Source organism: Blastococcus sp. SYSU DS0828 (assembly GCF_054050975.1).
This window is the reverse complement of sequence record NZ_JBJHAK010000017.1, coordinates 1-21,636: the sequence shown is the minus strand read 5'-3', so window position 1 is coordinate 21,636 and position 21,636 is coordinate 1. Positions and strand designations below refer to the sequence as shown.

Genomic DNA, 21,636 nt, shown 5'->3' with positions numbered 1-21,636 from the left:
CGCCGATCACCAGCCGACGAGCGCCAGGAGGTCGGTCTCGAACCGCGGTCTGACGGTGCGCATGTAGGTCGCCGTCACGTGCGCGGACTCCATGTACACCCGCACATTGCCGATCAGCGCCGGGCACACGTCCTCGACGCAGAAGTAAGGGCTGGTGTCGAGCAGCCTGACGCCCCCGGGCAGCTCCGCCGGCGGTGAGTCGAACAGGTCGTCGTCGTACACCAGTGACCGCGGCGCCTGGCACCTCGGCGACGTATCGCCCCATTCGGCCATGCAGTCGGGGACGTCCACGGTGTGCCGCGGGCTGTCGCGCAGGCCGATGACCTGTATGCCCGACTCCAGAAGCGGCTGCCACGCGGCCACATGGCCCTCCGGCAGCCACTCCCTGTCCTCGCCGGCGGCGGTGCGGGTGCCGAGGGCGATCACCAGGTCCGGCTCCAGCGAGAGGATCTGGTCGGTGAGCCGGGAACGCCAGGCGGCGCACTCCTCGTAGTCCGTCCAGCCCTCCTGGATGAACTCCGACTCCGTCGAGAGGTTGCAGCCGCCGCGGAGCATCGAGATGACCTGCCACCCGTGGTCCTCGGCGATGGCGGTCAACGGGGTGACCCAGTGCGCGACGTGCGAATCGCCGACGGCGACCACCCTGCGCGAGGCGTCGTCGTCCCCGATCACGCACCTCTCCATCTCGGCGGGAACGGGTTCGCTCTCGAGGACGTCCGTGGTGCAGGAAGCGTGGTCGGGAGGGCCGGGCCAGTCGTCGCGGATCAGCGTCATCGGCGGCAACGGGTCGGCACCCCCGATGGGACCGGCTTCCCAGAAGTTGCTGCCCAGCGCCGCCGCCCCCGGGTACGCCGGGTCGTCCACCAGCGCCGCGACGCGGTCGGCCTCCCGGTCCATCCAGACGATGGTGGCCGCGCCGGCCAGCAGGAGCGGAGCGCTGACCGCGGCGACGGCGACCACCGCCGCGGCGGGCCGCCAGGACCGGAGCCGTGCGCCCGCCGGCCGCTCGACCAGCCGGTACGTCGCCTCGCTGAGCAGCAGGGACAGCGCGATCACCGCCGCGGCCCCCTTGATCGACGGCGCTTCGCGGCCGGTGTGCACCAGGTAGAGCACCAGGATGGGCCAGTGCCACAGGTACAGGACGTAGGACCGGGAGCCCAGCCAGCGCGCCACGGGGGAGGACAGGACCCGGTGCGCGCCCGCCCGTCCGGCGGCGTCGGCGGCGACGATCACCGCGACGGCCGACAGCACGGGCCACGCGGCCTGATACCCGGGGAACTCGTGGGCCCCGTCGAGCACCGCACCGCACGCCACGAGCGCCACGAGGCCACCCCAGCCGAGCGCGGTCGCCACGTGCCGGTGCGGGCGCCACCCGGCCAGCAGGAGCGCCACCAGCGCCCCCGCGCCCAGCTCCCACACCCGCGGCAGGGTGGAGAAGTACGCGGCCTGCTGGTCCGCGGCCGTCGCGACGACCGAGTACGCCAGCGAGGCGCCCGTGGCCACGACCACAGCGGCGACGGCGATGCGCCGGCCGTGCCGGGACCAAGGGGACCGGCGCAGGAGCAGCACCGCGCCCGCCGCGAGGAACGGCACCGCGACCAGGACCTGGACCTGGATGGACAGGGACCAGAACTGCTGCATCGGGCTGGCCAGCACGTTGCTGGCGGAGTAGTCGGCGGCCTCGGCGACCAGGCGGCGGTTCTCGGTGAACGTCGCGGAGGCGAGGAGGTGGCCGGCGATCTCTCGCCACCGGGTGCTGGGCATGACCACCGCGCTGGCCAGGAGCGTCCCGGCGAGCACGAGCGCCGCGGAGGGGACCAGGCGGCCGAGGGTGCGGCTGACCGCCCGCAGCGGGCGCACGGTCCCGGACCGTTCGAGCTGGCTCGTGAGGGTGTGCACGAGGAAGAAGCCGGTGAGCACCAGGAAGACGTCGACGCCACCGGACACCCGACCGCTGAACACGTGGTAGCCGACGACCAGCGAGACCGCCAGGGCGCGCAGGCCGTCGATCTCGGTCCGGTACCGCCGTGGCTCCGCGGACGTACCGCCCTGGGAGAGCGGGATGCTCGGTGCAGACATGTGGTGCGTCAGATCCCCGGTGTCGACAACTCTGTGAGCGGAGCGGAGCGGGTCCGGCTCGGTCTCGCCGCGGATGCCGCGGGCCGGTCGGCCCGGCCAGGCCAGGGACGACCGGCCCACGATAGGCCGCGGGCGCGGACCCGGTTCGGGACCGGTCACACACGTCCCACGCGCACCCAGCAGGGGTGGCAGCCGGCATCACGCGGCACACCGGGGGAGCACCGCCGCAGGCACCCGGACGGACGGGATCAGGGAACGCGGGTCGGCGGATCCAACCGGGACGGTTCGTCGTCCTCCACCGATTCCTGCGCGGCCCGGCGCGCGCGCCGCCGGTCCACGACCCGGGCGAACTGGATGGCGCCCTCGAACAGCACGCACATCGGCAGCGCGAGCACCACCATCGTGACCGGGTCGGGTGGCGTCGCGAGCGCCGCGAAGACCAGCGACAGGAAGAAGATCCACTGCCGCGCGCCGGCCATCGCACGGTGCGACAGCGCCCCCGCCAGGTTCAGGCACACCGCGAGCAGTGGTAGCTGCAGGGCGAGGCTGAAGGCCAGCAGCAGGGTGGTGACGTACCGCAGGTAGTCCTGGGCGGTCAGTGCGACGATGACGTCCGAACCGGCCATCGTGAGCAGGAATCGCAGCCCTGTCTCGAGCACCAGGTAGGCCAGCACCGTCCCGACGGCGAACAGCGTGGACGCCGCCACGACGAAACCGGCCGCCGCGCGCTTCTCGTTCCGGCGCATGCCCGGGGCGAGGAAACGCCACAGCTGGCCCAGCCACACCGGCGCGGCGAGGACGACCCCGGCGACGAGGCTGATCTTGAGGCGGACGAGCGCACCGCCGAAGACATCGGTCACCAACAGTCCGCACCCGCCCGATGCGTCCGTGTACCGCAGCTGCGGCGGGAGGTCGCAGTAGGGAGCGCGGACGAGCTCGCCGAGCCCGTGCTCGTACCACCAGAACGCCAGCGCGGTGGCGATGGCCACGGCCACCAGCGCCAGCGCCACGCGACGGCGCAGCTCCCGCAGGTGCGCGGTCAGGGGCATCGTCGCCGAGGCGTCCCGGCGTGGGGTGGTCGCGCTCCTCACCGGATGCACCCGGTGTCGTCCGCCATGTGCCGGTCCGTCCCCTCGTCGAGCCCGGCCGGCGGCTGCCGACGGGCGCTCACCGGATCCCGCCGGTCCGGGTCGCGGAGGCAGGACCGGCGGTTGCGTGACGCATCGATCCGATGCTGAACGGGACGGCCGGGCGACGGCCGCTCGGGGGCGGCGAGGTGAGTCACGGGCGCGCGTCCTCGGCGGCTGCCCTCCGGCGACGGACCACCAGCACCAGGACGACGGCGAGGACGACGAGCAGGATCGCGCCACCCCACGCGAAGTCGCGCAGCAGGGCTTCGGCGGCCTCGCCCAGCAGGTAGACGACTGCGGTCGTGACTCCCGCCCAGACGAATGCGCCGGTCCAGTTCGCCAGGGCGAAGGTCCGGTAGGGCATGCCCAGGGAGCCCGCCAGCGGGCCCGACAGGATGCGCAGCAGGGCCATGAACCGGCCGAAGAAGACCGCCCATACGCCGTAGCGCTGCATCAGCCGCACGGCCGACTCCACCCGCTCGGGCCCCAGGTGCCTGGGGGAGCGGCGGGCGAGGAAGGCGAACAGACGGTGCCCGTGGCGACGTCCGACGAGGTAGCCGATCGAGTCACCGACGGCCGCTCCGAGGGCTGCGGACACGGCGACCAGGACCGGCGAGACGACGTCCTGCCCGGCCAGCAGCGCTGCTGCCACCAGCAGGGTCTCGCCGGGGAGCGGGATCCCGATGCTCTCGACCCCGACGACGAGGCCGAGCGTGAGGTAGACGGCGAGCGGGGGACGTCGAGGAGCCAGTCGATCATCCGATACCCAGGGCGGCCGACATCTCCGCGCGCAGCTGGTCCAGCTCGTCGGCGCCGCGGCCGCGGGCGGCGATCAGGCCGGCGTCGTCGTGCACGGGGACGACCGTCTCCAGGTAGGCCTTCAGCTTCGGCTCGGTGCCGCTGGGCCGCACGATCACCCGCACCCCGTCACCGAGCAGCCGGACCGCGTCCACCGGCGGCGACCCCTCGGCGAGATCGGCGAACTCCACCGGCCGGCCCAGCAGGGTGGCCGGTGGCGCCGAGCGCAGCCGCGCCATCGCCCCGGAGATGACCGAGAGGTCCTCCACCCGCACCGACAGCTGCCCGGTGACGAACAGGCCGTGCTCGGTGGCCAGCTCGTCCAGCCGGTCCAGGACGGTCCGCCCGTCGGCCTTGAGCTCCGCCGCCAGCAGAGCGACGGCGAGCGCGGCGGAGATGCCGTCCTTGTCCCGCACCACCGACGGCGCCACCGAGTAACCCAGCGCCTCCTCGTACCCGTACACCAGCGGCGCCGCCTCCGACCCGGCCCGCATGATCCACTTGAACCCGGTCGGCGTCTCCTCCGACGGGGCGCCGTGCGCCTCGGCGACGGCGTGCATCAGCGAGCCGCTCACCAGCGATGACGCGTACGTGCCGCGCACGCCGCGGCGCAGCAGCCAGTCGGCGAGCAGCGCACCCACCTCGTCACCGGTCAGCTGCCGCCCGCCGCACACCACCGAGCAGCGGTCGGCGTCGGGGTCCTCGGCGATCGCCACGTCGGCGCCCACCCGCTCGGCCAGCGCCAGCAGCAGGTCCACCGCCCCGGGCTCCTCCGGGTTGGGGAAGGAGACGGTCGGGAACGCGGGGTCGGGGGCGTCCTGCTCCGCCACGCTCACCGGCGCCGGCAGCCCCGCGGCGGCGAACACCGCACGCGTCGTCCCCGCACCCACGCCGTGCATCGCCGTGTAGGCCACGGTCAGTGCCGTGCGCAGTTCCGCCGGCACCCGGCCGGGGTCGACCGCCCGGGCGACGGCGTCGACGTAGTCGGTCTCGATGCCGTCGTCGAGGGTCACCCAGTCGTCGGACCGGGGCACGTCGCGGGCCGGTCCGACCGCGCCGATCGCGGCCTCGATCTCCCGGTCGGCCGGCGGCACCAGCTGCGCACCGTCACCGAGGTAGACCTTGTAGCCGTTGTCGTCGGGCGGGTTGTGGCTGGCGGTCACCATGATCCCGGCCGCGCACCCCAGGTGGCGGACGGCGAAGGCCAGCACCGGCGTCGGCAGCGGGCGGGGCATGACCTGCACGGCGAAGCCCGCCCCGGCCAGCACCTCGGCGGAGATGCGGGCGAACTCGTCGGACCGGCGGCGTGCGTCGAACCCGATCACCACGCCGCCGCCCGCGTGCCCGGACGCCGTCAGCCAGGAGGCCAGCCCCGCGGCAGCACGGGTGACGACGGCGGCGTTCATCCCGGCCGGCCCGGCGCGCAGCGGTCCGCGCAGCCCCGCCGTCCCGAAGGTCAGCGGACCGGCGAAGCGGCGGGCCAGCTCGGCGGTGTCGCCGGCGTCGACCAGCGCCGTGATCTCGGCGCGGTCGCCCTCGTGCGGGTCCGCCTCGGCCCAGGCGCGTGCGGTGTCGAGCAGGTCCTGCGTCATCCCGTGAAGTTCTCCGCGTTGAAGTCGGCGGTCGTGTACTCGCCCCCGACCCGGTGGTGCACCGGATCGGCGGGGTCGGGCTCGCCGTGGGCGCCGATCAGCGCCCCGGCGTACCGCTCGGCGTCGTCGGTGGACCGGTAGCCCAGGGCCTCCGCGGCGGAGAGGTCCCACCAGCGGCGGGTGTTGTCGGAGACCCCCCACACCACGCGGAACCCCGGCGACGGCGCGGTGAGCGCGGCCTCGACCAGGGCGACGGTGTCGGCGGGGGAGAGCCAGGTGGAGAGCTGGCGGGTCGTGGTCGGCTCGGCGAAGGCGCTGCCGATCCGCAGGCAGACGACGTCGAGGCCGTAGCGGTCCACGTACAGCGAGCCCAGGGCCTCCATCGCCACCTTCGAGACGCCGTAGTACGTGTCCGGACGCGGCGGCGCGTCCTCCTCGCGGAGCAGGCCGTCGGCCGGACGCTTGGTGTACCCGGACGCGTGGTTGCTGCTGGCCAGCACCACGCGCTGGACCCCGGCCTGCCGGGCCGCCTCGAGCGCGCAGTAGGTGCCCTCGATGTTGGCGTGCGCGATCGCCGCCCACGTCGACTCGCCCGAGATGCCTGCGAGGTGGACGACGGCCGACGCGCCGCGGGCGGCGTCGGTCGTCGCCGCCAGGTCGGTGACGTCGGCGACGAGGTGCTCCTCGCCCGGGCGCGGCTCGGGCACCGGCACGACGTCGAGGCTGCGCACCGCCCAGCCGCGCTCGGGCAGCCCGCCGCGCAGGACCGTGCCGATCCGGCCGGCGGCCCCCGTCACGAGGACCGGCCCGGTCACGGGAGCCGCTCGATGAGCTGCACCAGGAACTGCCCCAGCCGCCCGGCGGCGGCCTTGCCCGCCGCGAGGACCTCCTCGTGGTTCAGCGCCTCGCCGGTGATGCCGGCCGCGGCGTTGGTGACCATCGACAGGCCGAACACCTCGACCCCCGCGGCGCGGGCGGCGATGGCCTCCAGCGCGGTGGACATGCCGACCAGGTCCGCGCCGAGGGTGCGCAGCATGCGGATCTCGGCCGGCGTCTCGAAGTGCGGGCCGGGCAGCTGGGCGTAGACGCCCTCGACCAGTGACGGGTCCAGCTCCCGGGCCAGGGCGCGGAGCCGGCCGGAGTAGAGGTCGGTGAGGTCGACGAAGTTCGCGCCGACCAGCGGCGACCGGGCGGTCAGGTTCAGGTGGTCGGAGATGACCACCGCCTGGCCCACCCGGTGCTCGGGGGCCAGCCCGCCGGCGGCGTTGGTCAGGACGATCGTCCGCACGCCCGCGGCCGCGGCGGTGCGCACACCGTGGACGACCGGTTCCACCCCGCGCCCCTCGTAGTAGTGGGTGCGGCCCAGGAACAGCAGCACCCTGCGCTCGCCCACCCGGACCGAGCGGATCTCGCCGCCGTGCCCGACGACGGTCGGGGCCGCGAAACCGGGCAGGTCGCCGATGGCCACCGATCCGGCGGTCTCGCCGAACGCGTCGGCCGCCGGTGCCCAACCCGAGCCCATGACGACGGCGACGTCGTGCGGACCCCCGAGCGCGGTGGTCAGGGCGTCGGCTGCCTGCGCGGCCAGGGCGGTGGGATCGGTCGCGGGGTGCTCGCTCACGCAGGGACGCTAACGCAACCGGCGCAGGCGACGTGCTGGAGCGGCCTGCCTGCAGGGCCCCGGCCGGTCCGGGGGGAGGGGGTCGTCGCTCCGCCGCCGGGTGGGGAGGCGCGTGCGTCCTTAGACTTCCGGAGGTGGAGATCCCTTTCCGTAGCTCGGAACGCGCCAGCCTCGGGGTGGAGTGGGAGCTGCAGCTCGTCGACCGGGAGACCCGTGAGCTCTCCTCCGGCGCCAACGAGGTCCTGGAGGCGCTGCGTCCCGACGGGGCCGACGAGCACCCCAAGGCCAAGCACGAGCTGCTGCAGTCGACCGTCGAGATCATCACCGGCGTCTGCACCACGGTGAGCGAGGCGAAGGCCGACCTCGCCGGCACCCTCGCGGAGGTGGTCGCCCAGGCCGACCGGCGGGGGCTGGGCGTGCTGTGCGCCGGCACCCACCCCTTCACCGACTGGCAGTCCCAGGAGATCTCGCCCAAGGAGCGCTACCAGCAGCTGGTCGAGCGCATGCAGTGGCTGGCCCGCCGCATGCAGATCTTCGGCGTCCACGTGCACGTCGGCGTCCGCGCCCCGGAGAAGGTCATCCCGATCGTCAACGCGCTGTGCCAGTACGTGCCGCACTTCCTGGCGCTGTCGTCGTCCTCGCCGTTCTGGGTCGGCTGCGACACCGGCCTGGCCTCGGCCCGGACCAAGGTCTTCGAGGGCATGCCGACCGCGGGGCTGCCCTTCCAGCTCGACGGCTGGGGCGAGTTCGAGGAGTACATGGAGACGCTGATCTCCACGAAGAGCATCGAGAGCGTCCGCGAGGTGTGGTGGGACATCCGCCCGCACCCCGACTTCGGCACCGTCGAGCTGCGCATCTGCGACGGCCTCCCGACCCTCGACGAGGTCGGCGCCGTCGCCGCGCTCGCGCAGTGCCTGGTCGAGCAGTTCGACACCCAGCTCGACCGCGGCTACACCCTGCCCCGCCCCGAGGAGTGGGTGGTCCGCGAGAACAAGTGGCGGGCGTCCCGGTACGGCCTGGACGCCGAGATCGTCGTCGACGAGCAGTACGCGGTCCGGCCGGTGCGCGAGGCCATCGCCGAGCTGGTGGAGGAGCTGATGCCCACCGCCAGGCGCCTGGAGTGCGAGGCCGAGCTGGCCGACGTGCTGCGCATCCTGGAGGTCGGCGCCTCCTACCAGCGGCAGCGGGCCGTGGCCCTGGAGCACGACGGCGAGCTGGTCCCCGTCGTCGACAGCCTGCTCGCCGAACTGCGCGACGGCCTGCCGGCGAGCGGTCCGGCGGGGCGCCCCGACGGCCCGGTGCCCGGGCCGGCCGAGTGCGCGGATGGGCACGCGGCGTGACCCCCGTCGTGGAGAAGCTGGGTGCCGCGGTCGACGAGTGGACCACCGCCAACGCGCCCGCGCTGTCGGCCACCCGGCGGCACCTGCACGCCCACCCCGAACTCGGCTACGCGGAGTTCGAGACCACCTCCTTCCTCGAGGAGCGGCTGCGCCACCACGGGCTCACCCCGCGCCGGCTGCCCACCGGCACGGGGCTCACCGTCGACGTCGGAACGGGCGAGGGCCCGGTCGTCGTGCTGCGCGCCGACATCGACGCGCTGCCCCTGAAGGACCTCAAGGACGTCCCGTACGCCTCCACCCGCGAGGGGCTGGCCCACGCCTGCGGCCACGACGTGCACACCACGGTGGTGCTCGGCGTGGCCATCGCGCTCGCGTCGCTGGACGGCATCCCCGGCACGGTCCGCTGCGTCTTCCAGCCCGCCGAGGAGACCGTGCCCGGCGGCGCCACGGAGGTCGTCGCCTCCGGCGTCCTCGACGGGGCGTCCCGCGCCTTCGCCCTGCACTGCGACCCGTCGATCCCGGCCGGGAAGGTCGGCCTGCGCACGGGTCCGATCACCGCCGCCTGCGACCGGATGGACATCACGCTCACCGGGCCCGGCGGGCACACCGCCCGCCCGCAGCTCACCGTCGACCTGGTCGACGCCCTCGGCCGGCTGATCACCGACCTGCCCTCGCTGCTCTCCCGGCAGGTCGATCCCCGGGCGGGGATGTCGCTGGTCTGGGGCGCGGTGAACGCCGGGGTCGCGGCCAACGCCATCCCGCAGCGCGGCACGCTCCGCGGCACGGTCCGGGTGCTCGACCGGGAGGCCTGGAAGGACGCGGAGGACCTGCTGCGCTCCCTGGTGGAGCGGGTCGTCGCCACGACCGGCGCGCAGGTCGACGTGGACTACATCCGCGGTGTGCCACCGGTGGTGAACGACCCGCGGGCGGTCGCCCTGCTGCGCACGGCGGCGCTGGGCACCGTGGGCGCCGACAGCCTGGTCCTGTCGCCGCAGAGCATGGGCGGGGAGGACTTCGGCTGGTTCGCCGACGTCATGCCGATCGCGCTGGCCCGGCTGGGCACCCACGGCGGCGGCGCCCCGCTCGACCTGCACCGGGGCACCTTCGACGTCGACGAGCGGGCCCTCGGCGTCGGCGTGCGGCTGCTCGCCCGCACGGCGCTGCTGGCACTGGAGGCCGACGCCGAGCCCGCGGCGACCGGCGTCCAGGCACCCCCTCGCACGCGCCGACCCGCGCCCGGAGACACTTCTGCCCGACGAGCCCTGGACGAGAGGCGGGAACCCGAGGATGAGTTCCACCGACCAGCAGACCAGCAGCGGTCCGGGAAGCGCACCGGCTGACGCCGACGTGCCGGCCGAGCACGCGGTCCCCGACGACCTGGTGCTCGCGGGCGACTTCGACGCGGTGACCCGCGAGCAGTGGCGCGAACTGGTCGCCGGCGTGCTGCGCAAGGCCGGCCGCGAGGACCTCCCCGACCCGGTCGAGGACGCGTTGCGCCGCCCGGTGGCCCCGGGTGTGACGGTGGCGCCGCTCTACACCGCCGAAGACGCCGGCGACCTCCCCACGGGCGTCGGGGTGCCGGGCCTGCCGCCGTTCGTTCGCGGAGCCCGCCCCGCCGGCGGGCCGGCCGGGTCGACCGAGGTCACCGCGTCCGGCGGCGCCGAGGGTGGCGCGTCCGGCGGGTGGGACATCCGGCAGCGGCACGCCCACCCCGACGTCGCCGTCACCCGGGAGGCGATCGCCGCCGACCTGGAGAACGGCGTCACCTCGCTGTGGCTGGTCGTGGGCGAGGGCGCCGTTCCCGTCGACTCCCTCGGCGACGTCCTCTCCGACGTCTACCTGGACCTGGCCCCGGTGAGCGTGCAGGGTGGACCGGCCGCTGCCGCGGCCTTCCTCGACCTCGTCGAGGGCCGCACGGACCTCGCGCCCGGCGGCTCACTGGGCCTCGACCCGCTCGGGGTGCACGCCGCCTCGGGCGAGGAGCAGGACCTCTCCGGGCTGGCCGACGTCGCCCGCCGCGCCGCGGCCCATCCCGGCCTGCGCGCGATCGTCGTCGACGGCACGGTCTTCCACGACGCCGGCGCCTCGGTGGTCGAGGAGCTCGGCTGCTCGCTGGCCGCCGGGGTGGCCTACCTCCGGGCGCTGACCGACGGCGGGCTGGGCGTCGACGACGCGATCGCCCAGCTCGAGTTCCGCTACGCCGCCTCGGCCGACCAGTTCACGACCATCGCCGCACTCCGCGCCGCCCGGCGGCTGTGGGACCGGGTCGGCGAGGTCAGCGGCGCCTCGCCCGCGGCGCGCGCCCAGCGCCAGCACGCGGTCACCTCCTCGGTGATGACGACGAAGCGCGACCCGTGGGTCAACATGCTCCGCACCACCGTGGCCTGCTTCGCCGCCGGGGTCGGCGGCGCGGACGTCGTCACCGTGCAGCCGTTCGACGCCGCGCTCGGGCTGCCCGACGCCTTCTCCCGCCGGATCGCGCGGAACACGCAGAACCTGCTCGTGGAGGAGGGGCACCTCGGCCGGGTGCTCGACCCCGCCGGTGGGTCCTGGTACGTGGAGTCGCTCACCGACGAGCTGGCTCGGGCGGCCTGGGCCTGGTTCACCGAGATCGAGCGGGCCGGCGGGCTGGCGGCGGCGCTCTCCTCGGGGCTCGTCCGTGACCGGATCGCGCAGGCGTGGGACGCGCGCGCGAAGCGGCTGGCGACGCGGGCGGACGCGATCACCGGCGTCAGCGAGTTCCCCAACCTCACCGAGAAGCTGCCCGAGCGCCGGCCGGCCGCCGAGGTGCTGCCGGCCACCGGCGGGCTGCCCCGGGTGCGGGCCGCTCAGGAGTTCGAGGAGCTGCGCGACGCCGCCGACGCGGCGGCGTCGGCGGGTGGGGAGCGGCCCGCCGTCTACCTCGCCACGCTCGGCCCGATCGCCCGGCACACCGCGCGCGCCACGTTCGCGGCGAACCTGTTCCAGGCCGGTGGGCTCGCCACGCCGGCCGCCGACGGGGCATCGGGCCTGGCGGAGGCGGGCACCACCGTGGCCTGCATCTGCGGCACCGACAAGGACTACGCCGAGACCGCGGCCTCGCTGGCCGGGGAGCTCAAGCAGGCCGGCGCCACGCAGGTGTGGCTGGCCGGCAAGCCCGATCTGGCCGTCGACGGCGTCGACGGGTACGTCTTCGCCGGATGCGACGCCCTCGCGGCGCTCCGGACGGTCCACGAGCAGCTGGAGGTCCGAGCATGAGTGCGATCCCCGACTTCGGCGACGTCGAGCTGGGCACCCCGTCGGCGGGCACCTCGGCGGACGACTGGGCCAAGGCCTTCGAGGAGGCGACCGGGCGCGGCGTGGCGGAGGCGACCTGGGAGACCCCCGAGGGCATCGCCGTCCCGCCGCTGTACACCCCCGCCGACCTGGGGGGCCTGGACTTCCTGGAGACCCTGCCCGGGCTGCCGCCGTTCCTGCGCGGCCCCTACCCGACGATGTACACGACGCAGCCGTGGACGGTCCGCCAGTACGCGGGCTTCTCCACCGCGGCGGAGTCCAACGCGTTCTACCGGCGCAACCTCGCCGCCGGGCAGAAGGGCCTGTCGATCGCCTTCGACCTGCCCACCCACCGCGGCTACGACTCCGACCACCCGCGCGTGGTCGGTGACGTGGGCATGGCCGGCGTCGCGATCGACTCGATCCTGGACATGCGCCAGCTGTTCGACGGCATCCCGCTGGACAGGATGAGCGTCTCGATGACGATGAACGGCGCCGTGCTGCCCGTGCTCGCGCTCTACATCGTCGCGGCCGAGGAGCAGGGCGTGGCGCCGGGGCAGCTGACCGGCACCATCCAGAACGACATCCTCAAAGAGTTCATGGTGCGGAACACCTACATCTACCCGCCCAAGCCCTCGATGCAGATCATCAGCGACATCTTCTCCTTCACCTCGAAGGAGATGCCGCGGTTCAACTCCATCTCGATCTCCGGTTACCACATCCAGGAGGCCGGGGCGACGGCCGACCTGGAGCTGGCCTACACCCTCGCCGACGGCGTGGAGTACCTCAAGGCCGGCCAGGCCGCCGGGATGGACGTCGACGCGTTCGCGCCGCGGTTGAGCTTCTTCTGGGCCATCGGCATGAACTTCTTCATGGAGGTGGCGAAGCTGCGGGCCGGGCGCCTGCTGTGGGCGAAGCTGGTGAAGGAGGCCGGCGCGACGAACCCCAAGTCGCTCTCGCTGCGCACCCACTCGCAGACCTCGGGCTGGTCGCTCACCGCGCAGGACGTCTACAACAACGTCGTCCGCACCTGCCTGGAGGCGATGGCCGCGACCCAGGGCCACACCCAGTCGCTGCACACCAACGCCCTGGACGAGGCGCTCGCGCTGCCCACCGACTTCTCCGCGCGCATCGCGCGCAACACCCAGCTGATGCTGCAGCAGGAGTCGGGGACCACCCGCGTCGTCGACCCGTGGGGCGGCTCGGCCTACGTCGAGAAGCTCACCTACGACCTGGCCCGCCGCGCCTGGGCGCACATCCAGGAGGTCGCCGAGCACGGCGGCATGGCGCAGGCCATCGACGACGGCATCCCGAAGCTGCGCATCGAGGAGGCCGCCGCCCGCACCCAGGCGCGGATCGACTCCGGCCGCCAGCCGGTCATCGGCGTGAACAAGTACCGGGTCGACGCCGACGAGGCGATCGAGGTCCTCAAGGTCGACAACGCCGACGTGCTCGCCCAGCAGAAGGCCAAGCTCGAGCAGCTGCGTGCCGACCGCGACGGCCGCGCCGTGACCGAGGCGCTGGGCCGGCTCACCGATGCCGCCCGCGCCGCCGCCGAGGGGCGCCGGGGCAACGACCTCGGGACCAACCTGCTGAAGCTCGCCGTGGACGCCGCGCGGGCCAAGGCGACCGTCGGGGAGATCTCCGACGCGCTGGAGGTCGTCTACGGCCGGCACGCCGGCCAGGTGCGCACCATCTCCGGCGTCTACCGCGACGAGGCAGGAGCATCGGGGCCGATGGAGGAGACGCGCCGGCTGGCCGAGGAGTTCGCCGAGGCCGAGGGCCGGCGGCCGCGCATCCTGGTGGCGAAGATGGGCCAGGACGGGCACGACCGCGGGCAGAAGGTCATCGCGACCGCCTTCGCCGACCTCGGCTTCGACGTCGACGTCGGCCCGCTGTTCCAGACCCCCGACGAGGTCGCCCGGCAGGCGGTGGAGGCCGACGTCCACGTCGTCGGCGTCTCGTCGCTGGCCGCCGGTCACCTCACGCTGGTGCCCGCGCTGCGCGACGCGCTGGCCGCGCTCGGCGCGGACGACGTGCTGATCGTCGTGGGCGGGGTCATCCCGCCCGACGACGTGCCGGCGCTCCGGGAGATGGGCGCCGCCGCGGTCTTCCCGCCCGGCACGGTCATCGCCGAGGCGGCGCAGGAGCTGCTGCGGACGCTGTCCGAGCGTCTGGGGCACTGATGCCGCGGGACGTCGACGTCCCCGCGCTCGTCGAGGGGGTGCTGGCCGGCGACCGGCGGGTGGTGGCGCGCGCCATCACCCTGGTCGAGAGCCGGCGGGCCGACCACCGGGAGAAGGCGCAGGAGCTGCTCGTCGAGCTGCTGCCGCACGCCGGGGGAGCTCGCCGCGTGGGCATCAGCGGCGTGCCCGGCGTGGGCAAGTCGACCTTCATCGACCAGCTCGGGGTGGACCTCACGGCCGGCGGGTCGAAGGTCGCCGTGCTCGCCGTCGACCCGTCGTCGGCCCGCTCGGGCGGCTCGATCCTGGGCGACAAGACCCGCATGGCCCGGCTGGCGGTGGACGAGCACGCGTTCATCCGGCCCTCGCCCACCTCCGGCACGCTCGGCGGGGTCGCGCAGGCCACCCGCGAGTCGATGGTCGTCGTCGAGGCGGCGGGCTACGACGTCGTCCTGGTGGAGACCGTCGGTGTCGGGCAGTCGGAGATCACCGTCGCCGAGATGGTCGACTCGTTCCTCTTCCTGACCATCGCGCGCACCGGCGACCAGTTGCAGGGCATCAAGCGGGGCATCCTCGAGATCGCCGACGTCATCGCCGTCAACAAGGCCGACGGACCGGCGGCGGTCGACGCCCGGAAGGCCGCGCGCGAGCTGTCGCAGGCCATCCGGCTGCTGCGCGGGCGCGGCTCCGGCTGGGACGTGCCGGTGCTCACCTGCGCCGGCCTCACCGGCGAGGGGCTCGACGAGGTGTGGGCCAAGCTGGTCGAGCACCAGGAGCGGGCCAAGGCGTCGGGCGCCTTCGACGAGCGCCGCCGCGCCCAGCAGGTCCGCTGGACCTGGCAGCTGGTGCGCGACGGGCTGGAGCACTCGCTCCGGGCCCACCCCGGCGTGCGCGCCGCCGTCCCCGACCTGGAGAAGGCAGTGCTGGCGGGGGAGCTCACCCCCGCGCTGGCGGCTCGGCAGCTCCTGCAGACCTTCCACGCCGGCGCCGGTCGCGGGGAGACGTGACGGACTGGTCCATCGGGACGCAGTCGTCACACCCGCCACTGGCATGACTGTCGGTAGGTGAGTCGCCACAGATTGGCACCGGTTTCGACTTAACGTCGATTTGTCGACCGGAGATGCCAGTCGTGGAACAGAGGTCCAGATGCGCAACGCCGATGGGGTCACGGACGGACTGCGCCTGCGGGCGCTCGATGGCCTGCGCTTCGTCGCGGCGTTCGCCGTCGTGGCCTTCCACTTCACCGGCCGGGACAACCCGGGCTGGGACGAGAACGTCGGTGAGGTCTTCCCGCGGCTGAGCGCGATCACCGTCTACGGCGGGTTCGGCCCGTACCTGTTCTTCATGATCAGCGGTTTCGTGATCCTGATGAGCGCCTGGGGTCGCTCGATGCCCAGCTTCATCGCCTCGCGCGTCGGGCGCCTCTACCCGGCCTACTGGGCGGCGGTCGTGATCATCGCGATCGTGCTCTGGATCTTCCCGATCATGAAGCACTGGGAGGACCTCGGGCTGGCGGGGGTGCTCGTCAACCTCACGATGTTCCAGACCGCCTTCGGGGTCGCGCACGTCGACGGCGTCTTCTGGACGCTGTGGATCGAGCTGAAGTTCTACGTGCTCCTCGCGCTGGTCGGCCTCGCCGGCGGCTTCACCCGTGGCCGGATGCTGCTGTTCTGCCTCGCGTGGCCGCTGCTCGGGGCGATGGTCGGCCGCACCCCGCTGGGGATCGCCTTCCTTGAGCCGACGTACGCGCCGTTCTTCTGCATCGGGATCGTCCTCTACCTGGCCCACCGCTTCGGCTGGGACCTGCCGACCGGGTTGATCCTCGGGGTGAACGTCGCCACCGCACTGTGGATCTGCAAGGACCACTACATCCCGTGGTCGGAGCGGGTCGCCGGTGTCGAGGTGTCGATGGGCACCCTGACCCTCGTGATGTTCGGCTGCGTCGGCGCGGTGGTGCTGGCCACGCTGACCCCGGTGGCCCGCCTCGACTGGCGCTGGCTCACCACCGCCGGTGCGCTGACCTACCCCCTGTACCTGGTGCACGAGATCCCGGGATGGGTCCTCATCCAGAAGATCTCCCCGGTGCTGCCGGCGTACGCCACGCTCGCCGTCGTCACGTCGATCGTCCTCGTCGCGGCCTATGCCATCCACCGCTTCGTCGAGCGCCCCTTCGGCCCCCGCCTGCGGCGGGCGGTGGAGCGCGACCTCGTCCGGCTCGCCCTGCCCGCCCCCGCGGCGGAGGTGCCGGCGGCCGCGTCGACCGCCCCTCGCGACGAGCGCCCGGCCGGTCTCCCGGTCCACGACGGACGCGACAGGTCCTGGCGCGACGCCATCCCGGTCCCCAGCCGCCCGGCGGCCGCTCCGAGGGAAGGTGCGCAGACCCCTGGGGCCGGAGCGATGACGGCGTCCCGGGACCTCGCGCACGTCGTCGCCCGGAGCGCCGGGCGTCGCGGCAACCTCGACGATCGTCCCGAGGTGGCGCGCCGGCGGTAGCGGCCGTCCCGCCCCCACTCCTGGCGCGGGCAGCCCGCTGCCGACGGGGCGCCCGGTGCGCCGACGGCGGGCGGTGGCGCCGCGCCGGGATCGACCGGGGACAATGGCGGCGACGGACCGACCGGCAACGGAAGATGGACCCATGACCCGCATCGTCATCATCGGTGGTGGCCCAGCCGGCTACGAGGCTGCGCTGGTCGCCGCGCAGCTCGGCGCGCAGGTCACCGTGATCGAGCGCGACGGCATCGGCGGGGCCAGCGTGCTCACCGACTGCGTGCCCTCCAAGGCCCTCATCGCGGCAGCCGGCGCCATGACGTCGGTGCGCGACTCCGCCGTCCTCGGCGTGCACGGCGCGGAGCTCGCCACCGTGAGCCTGGACCTGCCCGCGGCCAACCAGCGGGTGAAGAACCTGTCGATGGCCCAGTCGGCCGACATCCACGCCCGGCTCGAGGCCGAAGGCGTGCGGATCGTCGCCGGGCAGGGCCGGCTCGCCGACGACGAACCCGGTCTGGCCGCCCACGAGGTCGAGGTCCTCGACCGGAACGGCAGGGTCGTGGACACGGTCGAGGGCGACGTGGTCCTCATCGCCACCGGCGCCGACCCTCGGGTGCTGCCCGGTGCGGAGCCCGACGGCGAGCGGATCCTGGACTGGCGCGACGTCTACGACCTCCAGGAGCCGCCGGAGCACCTGGTCGTCGTCGGGTCGGGCGTCACCGGGGCCGAGTTCGCCTCCGGCTACCTGGAGGCCGGCGTGCCGGTGACCCTCGTCTCCTCCCGCGACCGGGTGCTCCCGGGGGAGGACTCCGACGCCGCCGAGGTGCTCGAGCAGGTCTTCCAGTCCCGCGGCGGCCGCCTCGAGCGCGGCCGGGCCGCCGGCGTGCGGCGCACCGAGAAGGGCATCTCCGTCGAGCTCACCGACGGGCGCTGCGTCGAGGCCTCGCACGCGCTCATGACCGTCGGCACCGTGCCCAACACCGCCGGCCTCGGGCTCGAGCGGGCCGGCGTGCAGGTGACCGAGGCCGGGCACGTCGTCGTCGACCGGGTCTCCCGCACCTCGGTACCGGGCATCTACGCCGCCGGTGACGTCACCGGCGTCTTCCAGCTGGCCTCCGTGGCCGCCATGCAGGGCCGGATCGCGATGTGGCACGCGCTGGGCGAGGCCGTGGCGCCGATCAAGCTCAAGACGGTGGCCGCCAACGTCTTCACCCACCCCGAGATCGCCACCGTCGGCGTGCAGGAGAAGTCGCTCGCCGAGAACGCCGACGTCGAAGCGGTGCGGCTGCCGCTGGCGACCAACGCGCGGGCCAAGATGAGCGACCTGCACGACGGCTTCGTGAAGCTGTTCGCCCGGCGTTCCACCGGGGTGATCGTCGGCGGGGTCGTCGTCTCGCCGGGGGCGTCGGAGCTCGTCCTGCCGATCGCCCTGGCCGTGACCAAGGGGCTCACCGTCGACGACCTCGCGCAGACCTTCGCGATCTACCCGTCGCTGTCGGGTTCCATCACCGAGGCCGGGCGCCGTCTCATGGGGGCCGACGACCTGGCCTGAGCCGGTGCCCCGGGGGGACCCGGGGCACCTGCGGCGGGTGTGACGGGAGTTCGGCTCAACATCCGGCGATCCGTGCCGATCCGGCGCGCGGCCGCCGATTCAGGAGTCGATGTCTCCTGACCACGACCTCCGCCGCGGCCGCCGCTCCTCCCGCCTCCTCGGGCTGGCCGGCGCCCTGCTCGTCGCCGCCCTCGGCGCCGTGGCCGCGCCGGCCGTCGCCGCTGCCGACAGCGGCACGACCACCCTCGTCGGTGAGCTCGTGCACGTGTGGGCGGAGGGCCAGGAGGGCCACCACGCCGGGGGGGCCGACGACGGCACGCGGCTGAGCTGGGTCGCCACCGCCCAGGGCGCGGTCCGCGTCCCCGCCGACCAGGTCGCCGGGGTGCCGGCGGGCGCCACCGTGGCGCTCACCGTGGGGGGCGCGGTCGAGGACCAGGCCAGCGCGGACGGCCACGAGCCCGCCCGCACCGTGCTGGAGAGCGACGTCCTCGCCCCGCCCCCGGTGACGGCGCCCGAACCGCTGCCCGCGCCGCGGGGCGGCCTGACCAACGAGGTCACGGTCGTGCTGGTGGCGCCGGCCGGGACCACGCCCGACGGGACGCGGCTCCGCGACGTCGTCACGACGGTCGACGGACCGGTGTCCCGCTTCTGGGCCGAGCAGACCGGTGGCGCCGTGACCCTCGGCGTCACCGCTCGGCACGACTGGCTGAGCACGACCGCAGGCTGCGCGAACCCGGAGGCGCTCTGGGACGAGGTCGCCCGGAAGGTCGGGTTCGTCGGTGGCCCCGGCAAGCACCTGCTGCTCCGGCTCAGCGGCGAGACCGCAACGCAGCCGGCATGCTCGTACGCCCTCGCCCAGGTCGGTGCGTCCCCCGCGTCCGGCGGGCGGCTCTACGTGCGCGACAACGGGGCCGCGGTCATCGCCCACGAGCTCGGGCACAACTTCGGCCTCGGCCACTCCTCGGCGGCGCAGTGCGACGGCGCGGTGGAGGAGGGGGTCTGCCGCACCGCCGGGTACCGCGACTTCTACGACGTCATGGGCGCCTCCTGGGCCCAGCTCGGCTCGCTCAACGCCGTCCAGGCCGCCGCGCTGGGCGTCCTCCCGGCCGCGGCGCAGCGCACCGTCGCCGTGGGTGACGCGGCCACGTCCGTGACGCTCGCCCCGTGGGCCGGGGGAGCGGGGCCGCGTGCCCTCCGGCTGGTCGATGCCGAGGGCGTGAGCTACTGGGTGGAGTTCCGCGCCGCGACCGGCCGGGACCGCTGGCTGGCCGGCCGGGACAACGTGTACCGCCTGGACGCCGGGGTGCTGGTGCGGCGGGCCGGCCAGTTCCCCGACACGTCCCTGCTCCTGGACGGGACGCCCAGCCCGGCCGACCGCTGGGACGCCGACCTGCAGTCCGCCCTCCCGGTGGGGACGGCCGTGGCCCTCTCCGGGGGAGACCTCACGATCACGGTGCGGCAGGTGGGCGACGACGGCGCGGTGCTGGACGTCGTGCCGGGTCCCCGCCCCGCTGGCGGCACCGCCGGGCCGGCGGCGGACCTGCCCCAGGGGACGACGATGCCGGCGGATGCCGCGGACGCTGCGGACGCGGTCGCCACCACGCCGCGGGCGGGCACGCCCCCGGTGGCCGCGCCGCAGCCCGCCGTCGCACCGGCCCCGGAGGCCTTCTGGGCGCCCGAGGTCCGGATCCCCTCGTCGACCCGTCCGACCGCCCTGGACCCGGTGGCCGACGCCTCCGATTCGCCCGGCGCGCTGTCGCTGCCCCTCGTCGCCGCTGTCGCCGCCGTGCTGGTGGCCGCGACGCTGCTGCTCGTGCGCACCCTCCGGCGCGCCCCGCGGCGTCGCTGACCCGCGTCGCGGGGCGCGCCGGCGGTCCGGGACCCGGTCACCTGGACGGGGCCGGGAGCGCGACCCCGCTTCAGAACGGGGGGTGGGCTGCCGATGACAGCTCGACTGCCCCTCGACGAGGAGAGAGCCTTGTCCTCCGCTGCCCGCTCGTGGTTCCCACGGCTGCTCGCCCCGGCCGCTGCGGCCGTCGTCCTCGGTCCGCTGCTGGTGGCCCTCCCCGCCGTCGCGGAGGAGGGGTCCACCGACACCGTCGTGGGCGAGCTCGTCCGCGCCTGGGCGGACCCCGAGCACGTCGAGCCGGCGTCGGGGCTGACCGATCCGCACGCCGAGCACGGCGAGGACGGGCTGCTGAGCTGGATCGAGGTGCCGGACGGCGGATCGGTCCGCGTCCCCACCGGGGACCTGGCCCACCTCGACGTGGGGACGACCGTCGCGGTCACGGTGGGGGAGCACATCGCCGACGAGGCGACCGTGGAGCACGGGCTGGAACCCGCTCGCGAGGTCGTCGGGACCGAGGTGCTGGCCGCCGCCACCGCCCCTGCGGAGACGGTCGTGCCCACCCATGCGGTCACCGTCGTGATGGTCCAGCCGGCGGGCGCGCCGCGGGACAGCCGGCAGCTGGCCGACGTCGTCGCCGCCGTCGACGGACCGGTGCGGCAGTTCTGGCACGAGCAGAGCAACGGCGCCGTCACCGTCGCGGTGACCGGCAGCCGCGACTGGATCAGCACGGCGGCGGGCTGCAGCGCGCCGCTGGACATGTGGAGGCAGGCGGCCGCAGCGATCGGCTGGACCACCGGTGCCGGGAAGCACCTCCTGCTCTACGTCCCACGCGGCACGGCGAACTGCTCCTACGGTCTCGGCACGGTGGGCTCGGGCCTGGGCTCGGGTGGATACGTGTACGTGCAGGACACGGCGACGTCGGTGATGGCCCACGAGCTCGGGCACAACTTCGGCCTCGGCCACGCGTCGGCGCGCCAGTGCGACGCGACCCCCGAGGCAGCCCCCTGCCGCACGGTCGCCTACCACGACCTGTACGACGTCATGGGCGCCTCGTGGCACCAGGTGGGCAGCCTCAACGCCCCGCACGCCGCACGGCTGGGGTTCCTGCCGTCGTCGGCCGCGCAGGTGGTGCCCGCCTCCGGCAGCGGCGGCACGTTCACGCTCACCCCGATGGGCGGCCGCAGCGGACTCCGGGTGCTGGCGCTGGACACCGGGAGCGGCCGCTACTGGGTCGAGTACCGCGCCGCGGTCGGGCGGGACGCCTGGCTCGCCGACCCCGCGGCGAACTTCGACCTCCGCCCCGGGGTCCTGGTCCGCGTCGACGGACCCGGGCCGACCAGCGACACCTCGCTGCTGCTGGACGCCACGCCGACGGCGCAGTCCTCGTGGGACCAGGACCAGCAGACGGTGCTGACGCCCGGCGGATCGATCACGCTGGGCGGCGGCTTCACTGTCGGCCTGACGGAGGCCACGGACTCGGGCGCGACGGTCACCGTCTGGACGGCCGCCGACGGACCGGTCGGCGAGGGGCCCATCACGACCAAGCACCAGTCGCTCGGCGGGTCGGCCGGCCGGCTCGGCGAGCCGACCAGCGCCGTGCGCTGCGGGCTGCGCGACGGCGGCTGTCTGCAGCACTTCCAGGGTGGGTCGATCTACTGGACGCCGTTCGCCGGTGCCCGGGCGATCGACGGTGACATCCGCGCCCGGTGGGGGCAGCTGGGCTGGGAGCTGGGGTACTACGGCTATCCGG

15 protein-coding genes are annotated in these 21,636 nt (G+C 74.5%); 9 read left to right on the top strand and 6 right to left on the bottom strand.

Annotated features, from left to right (window positions below; all coding sequences use genetic code 11):
- Nucleotides 1–6 precede the first annotated feature (6 nt).
- The 6 genes from ACI79Q_RS13925 to ACI79Q_RS13900 all read right to left on the bottom strand — a co-directional run bounded on the left by ACI79Q_RS13925 (nt 7) and on the right by ACI79Q_RS13900 (nt 7,220).
- On the bottom strand, nt 7–2,079 hold the full coding sequence (locus ACI79Q_RS13925; RefSeq protein WP_456614867.1) for an acyltransferase family protein: 2,073 nt from the start codon (nt 2,077–2,079) through the stop codon (nt 7–9).
- Between the two features lie 248 nt (nt 2,080–2,327).
- Nucleotides 2,328–3,170 (bottom strand): twin-arginine translocase subunit TatC, encoded by an 843-nt coding sequence (tatC, locus tag ACI79Q_RS13920; RefSeq protein ID WP_456590650.1) that lies wholly within the window; start codon nt 3,168–3,170, stop codon nt 2,328–2,330.
- Between the two features lie 190 nt (nt 3,171–3,360).
- Nucleotides 3,361–3,888, bottom strand: a complete 528-nt coding sequence (locus ACI79Q_RS13915; RefSeq protein ID WP_456614892.1) for a DedA family protein — start codon at nt 3,886–3,888, stop codon at nt 3,361–3,363.
- 76 nt (nt 3,889–3,964) lie between these two features.
- Nucleotides 3,965–5,599 (bottom strand): phospho-sugar mutase, encoded by a 1,635-nt coding sequence (locus ACI79Q_RS13910; RefSeq protein WP_456600295.1) that lies wholly within the window; start codon nt 5,597–5,599, stop codon nt 3,965–3,967.
- Entirely contained in the window at nt 5,596–6,414 is an 819-nt protein-coding gene (locus ACI79Q_RS13905; protein WP_456614866.1) for an NAD-dependent epimerase/dehydratase family protein, read from the bottom strand. The genes ACI79Q_RS13910 and ACI79Q_RS13905 overlap by 4 nt, the downstream gene beginning before the upstream one ends.
- Nucleotides 6,411–7,220, bottom strand: a complete 810-nt coding sequence (locus ACI79Q_RS13900; protein WP_456590647.1) for a purine-nucleoside phosphorylase — start codon at nt 7,218–7,220, stop codon at nt 6,411–6,413. The genes ACI79Q_RS13905 and ACI79Q_RS13900 overlap by 4 nt, the downstream gene beginning before the upstream one ends.
- Before the next feature lie 134 nt (nt 7,221–7,354).
- On the opposite strand from ACI79Q_RS13900, the gene ACI79Q_RS13895 reads away from it, so the two are divergent.
- The 9 genes from ACI79Q_RS13895 to ACI79Q_RS13855 form a co-directional block, all read left to right on the top strand.
- On the top strand, nt 7,355–8,560 hold the full coding sequence (locus tag ACI79Q_RS13895) for a glutamate--cysteine ligase (protein ID WP_456614865.1): 1,206 nt from the start codon (nt 7,355–7,357) through the stop codon (nt 8,558–8,560).
- Nucleotides 8,557–9,900, top strand: coding sequence for an amidohydrolase (locus ACI79Q_RS13890; RefSeq protein WP_456590645.1), 1,344 nt, complete (start codon nt 8,557–8,559; stop codon nt 9,898–9,900). The genes ACI79Q_RS13895 and ACI79Q_RS13890 overlap by 4 nt, the downstream gene beginning before the upstream one ends.
- Nucleotides 9,848–11,797, top strand: coding sequence for a methylmalonyl-CoA mutase subunit beta (locus ACI79Q_RS13885; protein WP_456613333.1), 1,950 nt, complete (start codon nt 9,848–9,850; stop codon nt 11,795–11,797). The genes ACI79Q_RS13890 and ACI79Q_RS13885 overlap by 53 nt, the downstream gene beginning before the upstream one ends.
- A complete protein-coding gene (gene scpA / locus ACI79Q_RS13880) occupies nt 11,794–14,001 on the top strand; it encodes a methylmalonyl-CoA mutase (RefSeq protein WP_456614864.1) in 2,208 nt (735 codons plus the stop codon). The genes ACI79Q_RS13885 and scpA overlap by 4 nt, the downstream gene beginning before the upstream one ends.
- Nucleotides 14,001–15,005 (top strand): methylmalonyl Co-A mutase-associated GTPase MeaB, encoded by a 1,005-nt coding sequence (gene meaB / locus ACI79Q_RS13875; protein ID WP_456614863.1) that lies wholly within the window; start codon nt 14,001–14,003, stop codon nt 15,003–15,005. The genes scpA and meaB overlap by 1 nt, the downstream gene beginning before the upstream one ends.
- Nucleotides 15,006–15,144: 139 nt before the next feature.
- Nucleotides 15,145–16,491, top strand: coding sequence for an acyltransferase family protein (locus ACI79Q_RS13870; RefSeq protein ID WP_456613336.1), 1,347 nt, complete (start codon nt 15,145–15,147; stop codon nt 16,489–16,491).
- Between the two features lie 142 nt (nt 16,492–16,633).
- Nucleotides 16,634–18,037 carry an NAD(P)H-quinone dehydrogenase gene (locus ACI79Q_RS13865; protein ID WP_456598312.1) on the top strand — a complete coding sequence of 468 codons (1,404 nt, stop codon included), beginning with the start codon at nt 16,634–16,636 and terminating at the stop codon, nt 18,035–18,037.
- A 109-nt stretch (nt 18,038–18,146) separates the two neighbouring features.
- Nucleotides 18,147–19,886: a reprolysin-like metallopeptidase gene (locus ACI79Q_RS13860; RefSeq protein ID WP_456614862.1), complete on the top strand. Its 1,740-nt coding sequence runs from the start codon at nt 18,147–18,149 to the stop codon at nt 19,884–19,886.
- Nucleotides 19,887–20,015: 129 nt separating this feature from the next.
- Nucleotides 20,016–21,636 (top strand): M66 family metalloprotease (locus ACI79Q_RS13855; RefSeq protein WP_456614861.1); only part of this gene is annotated, 1,621 nt, incomplete at its 3' end.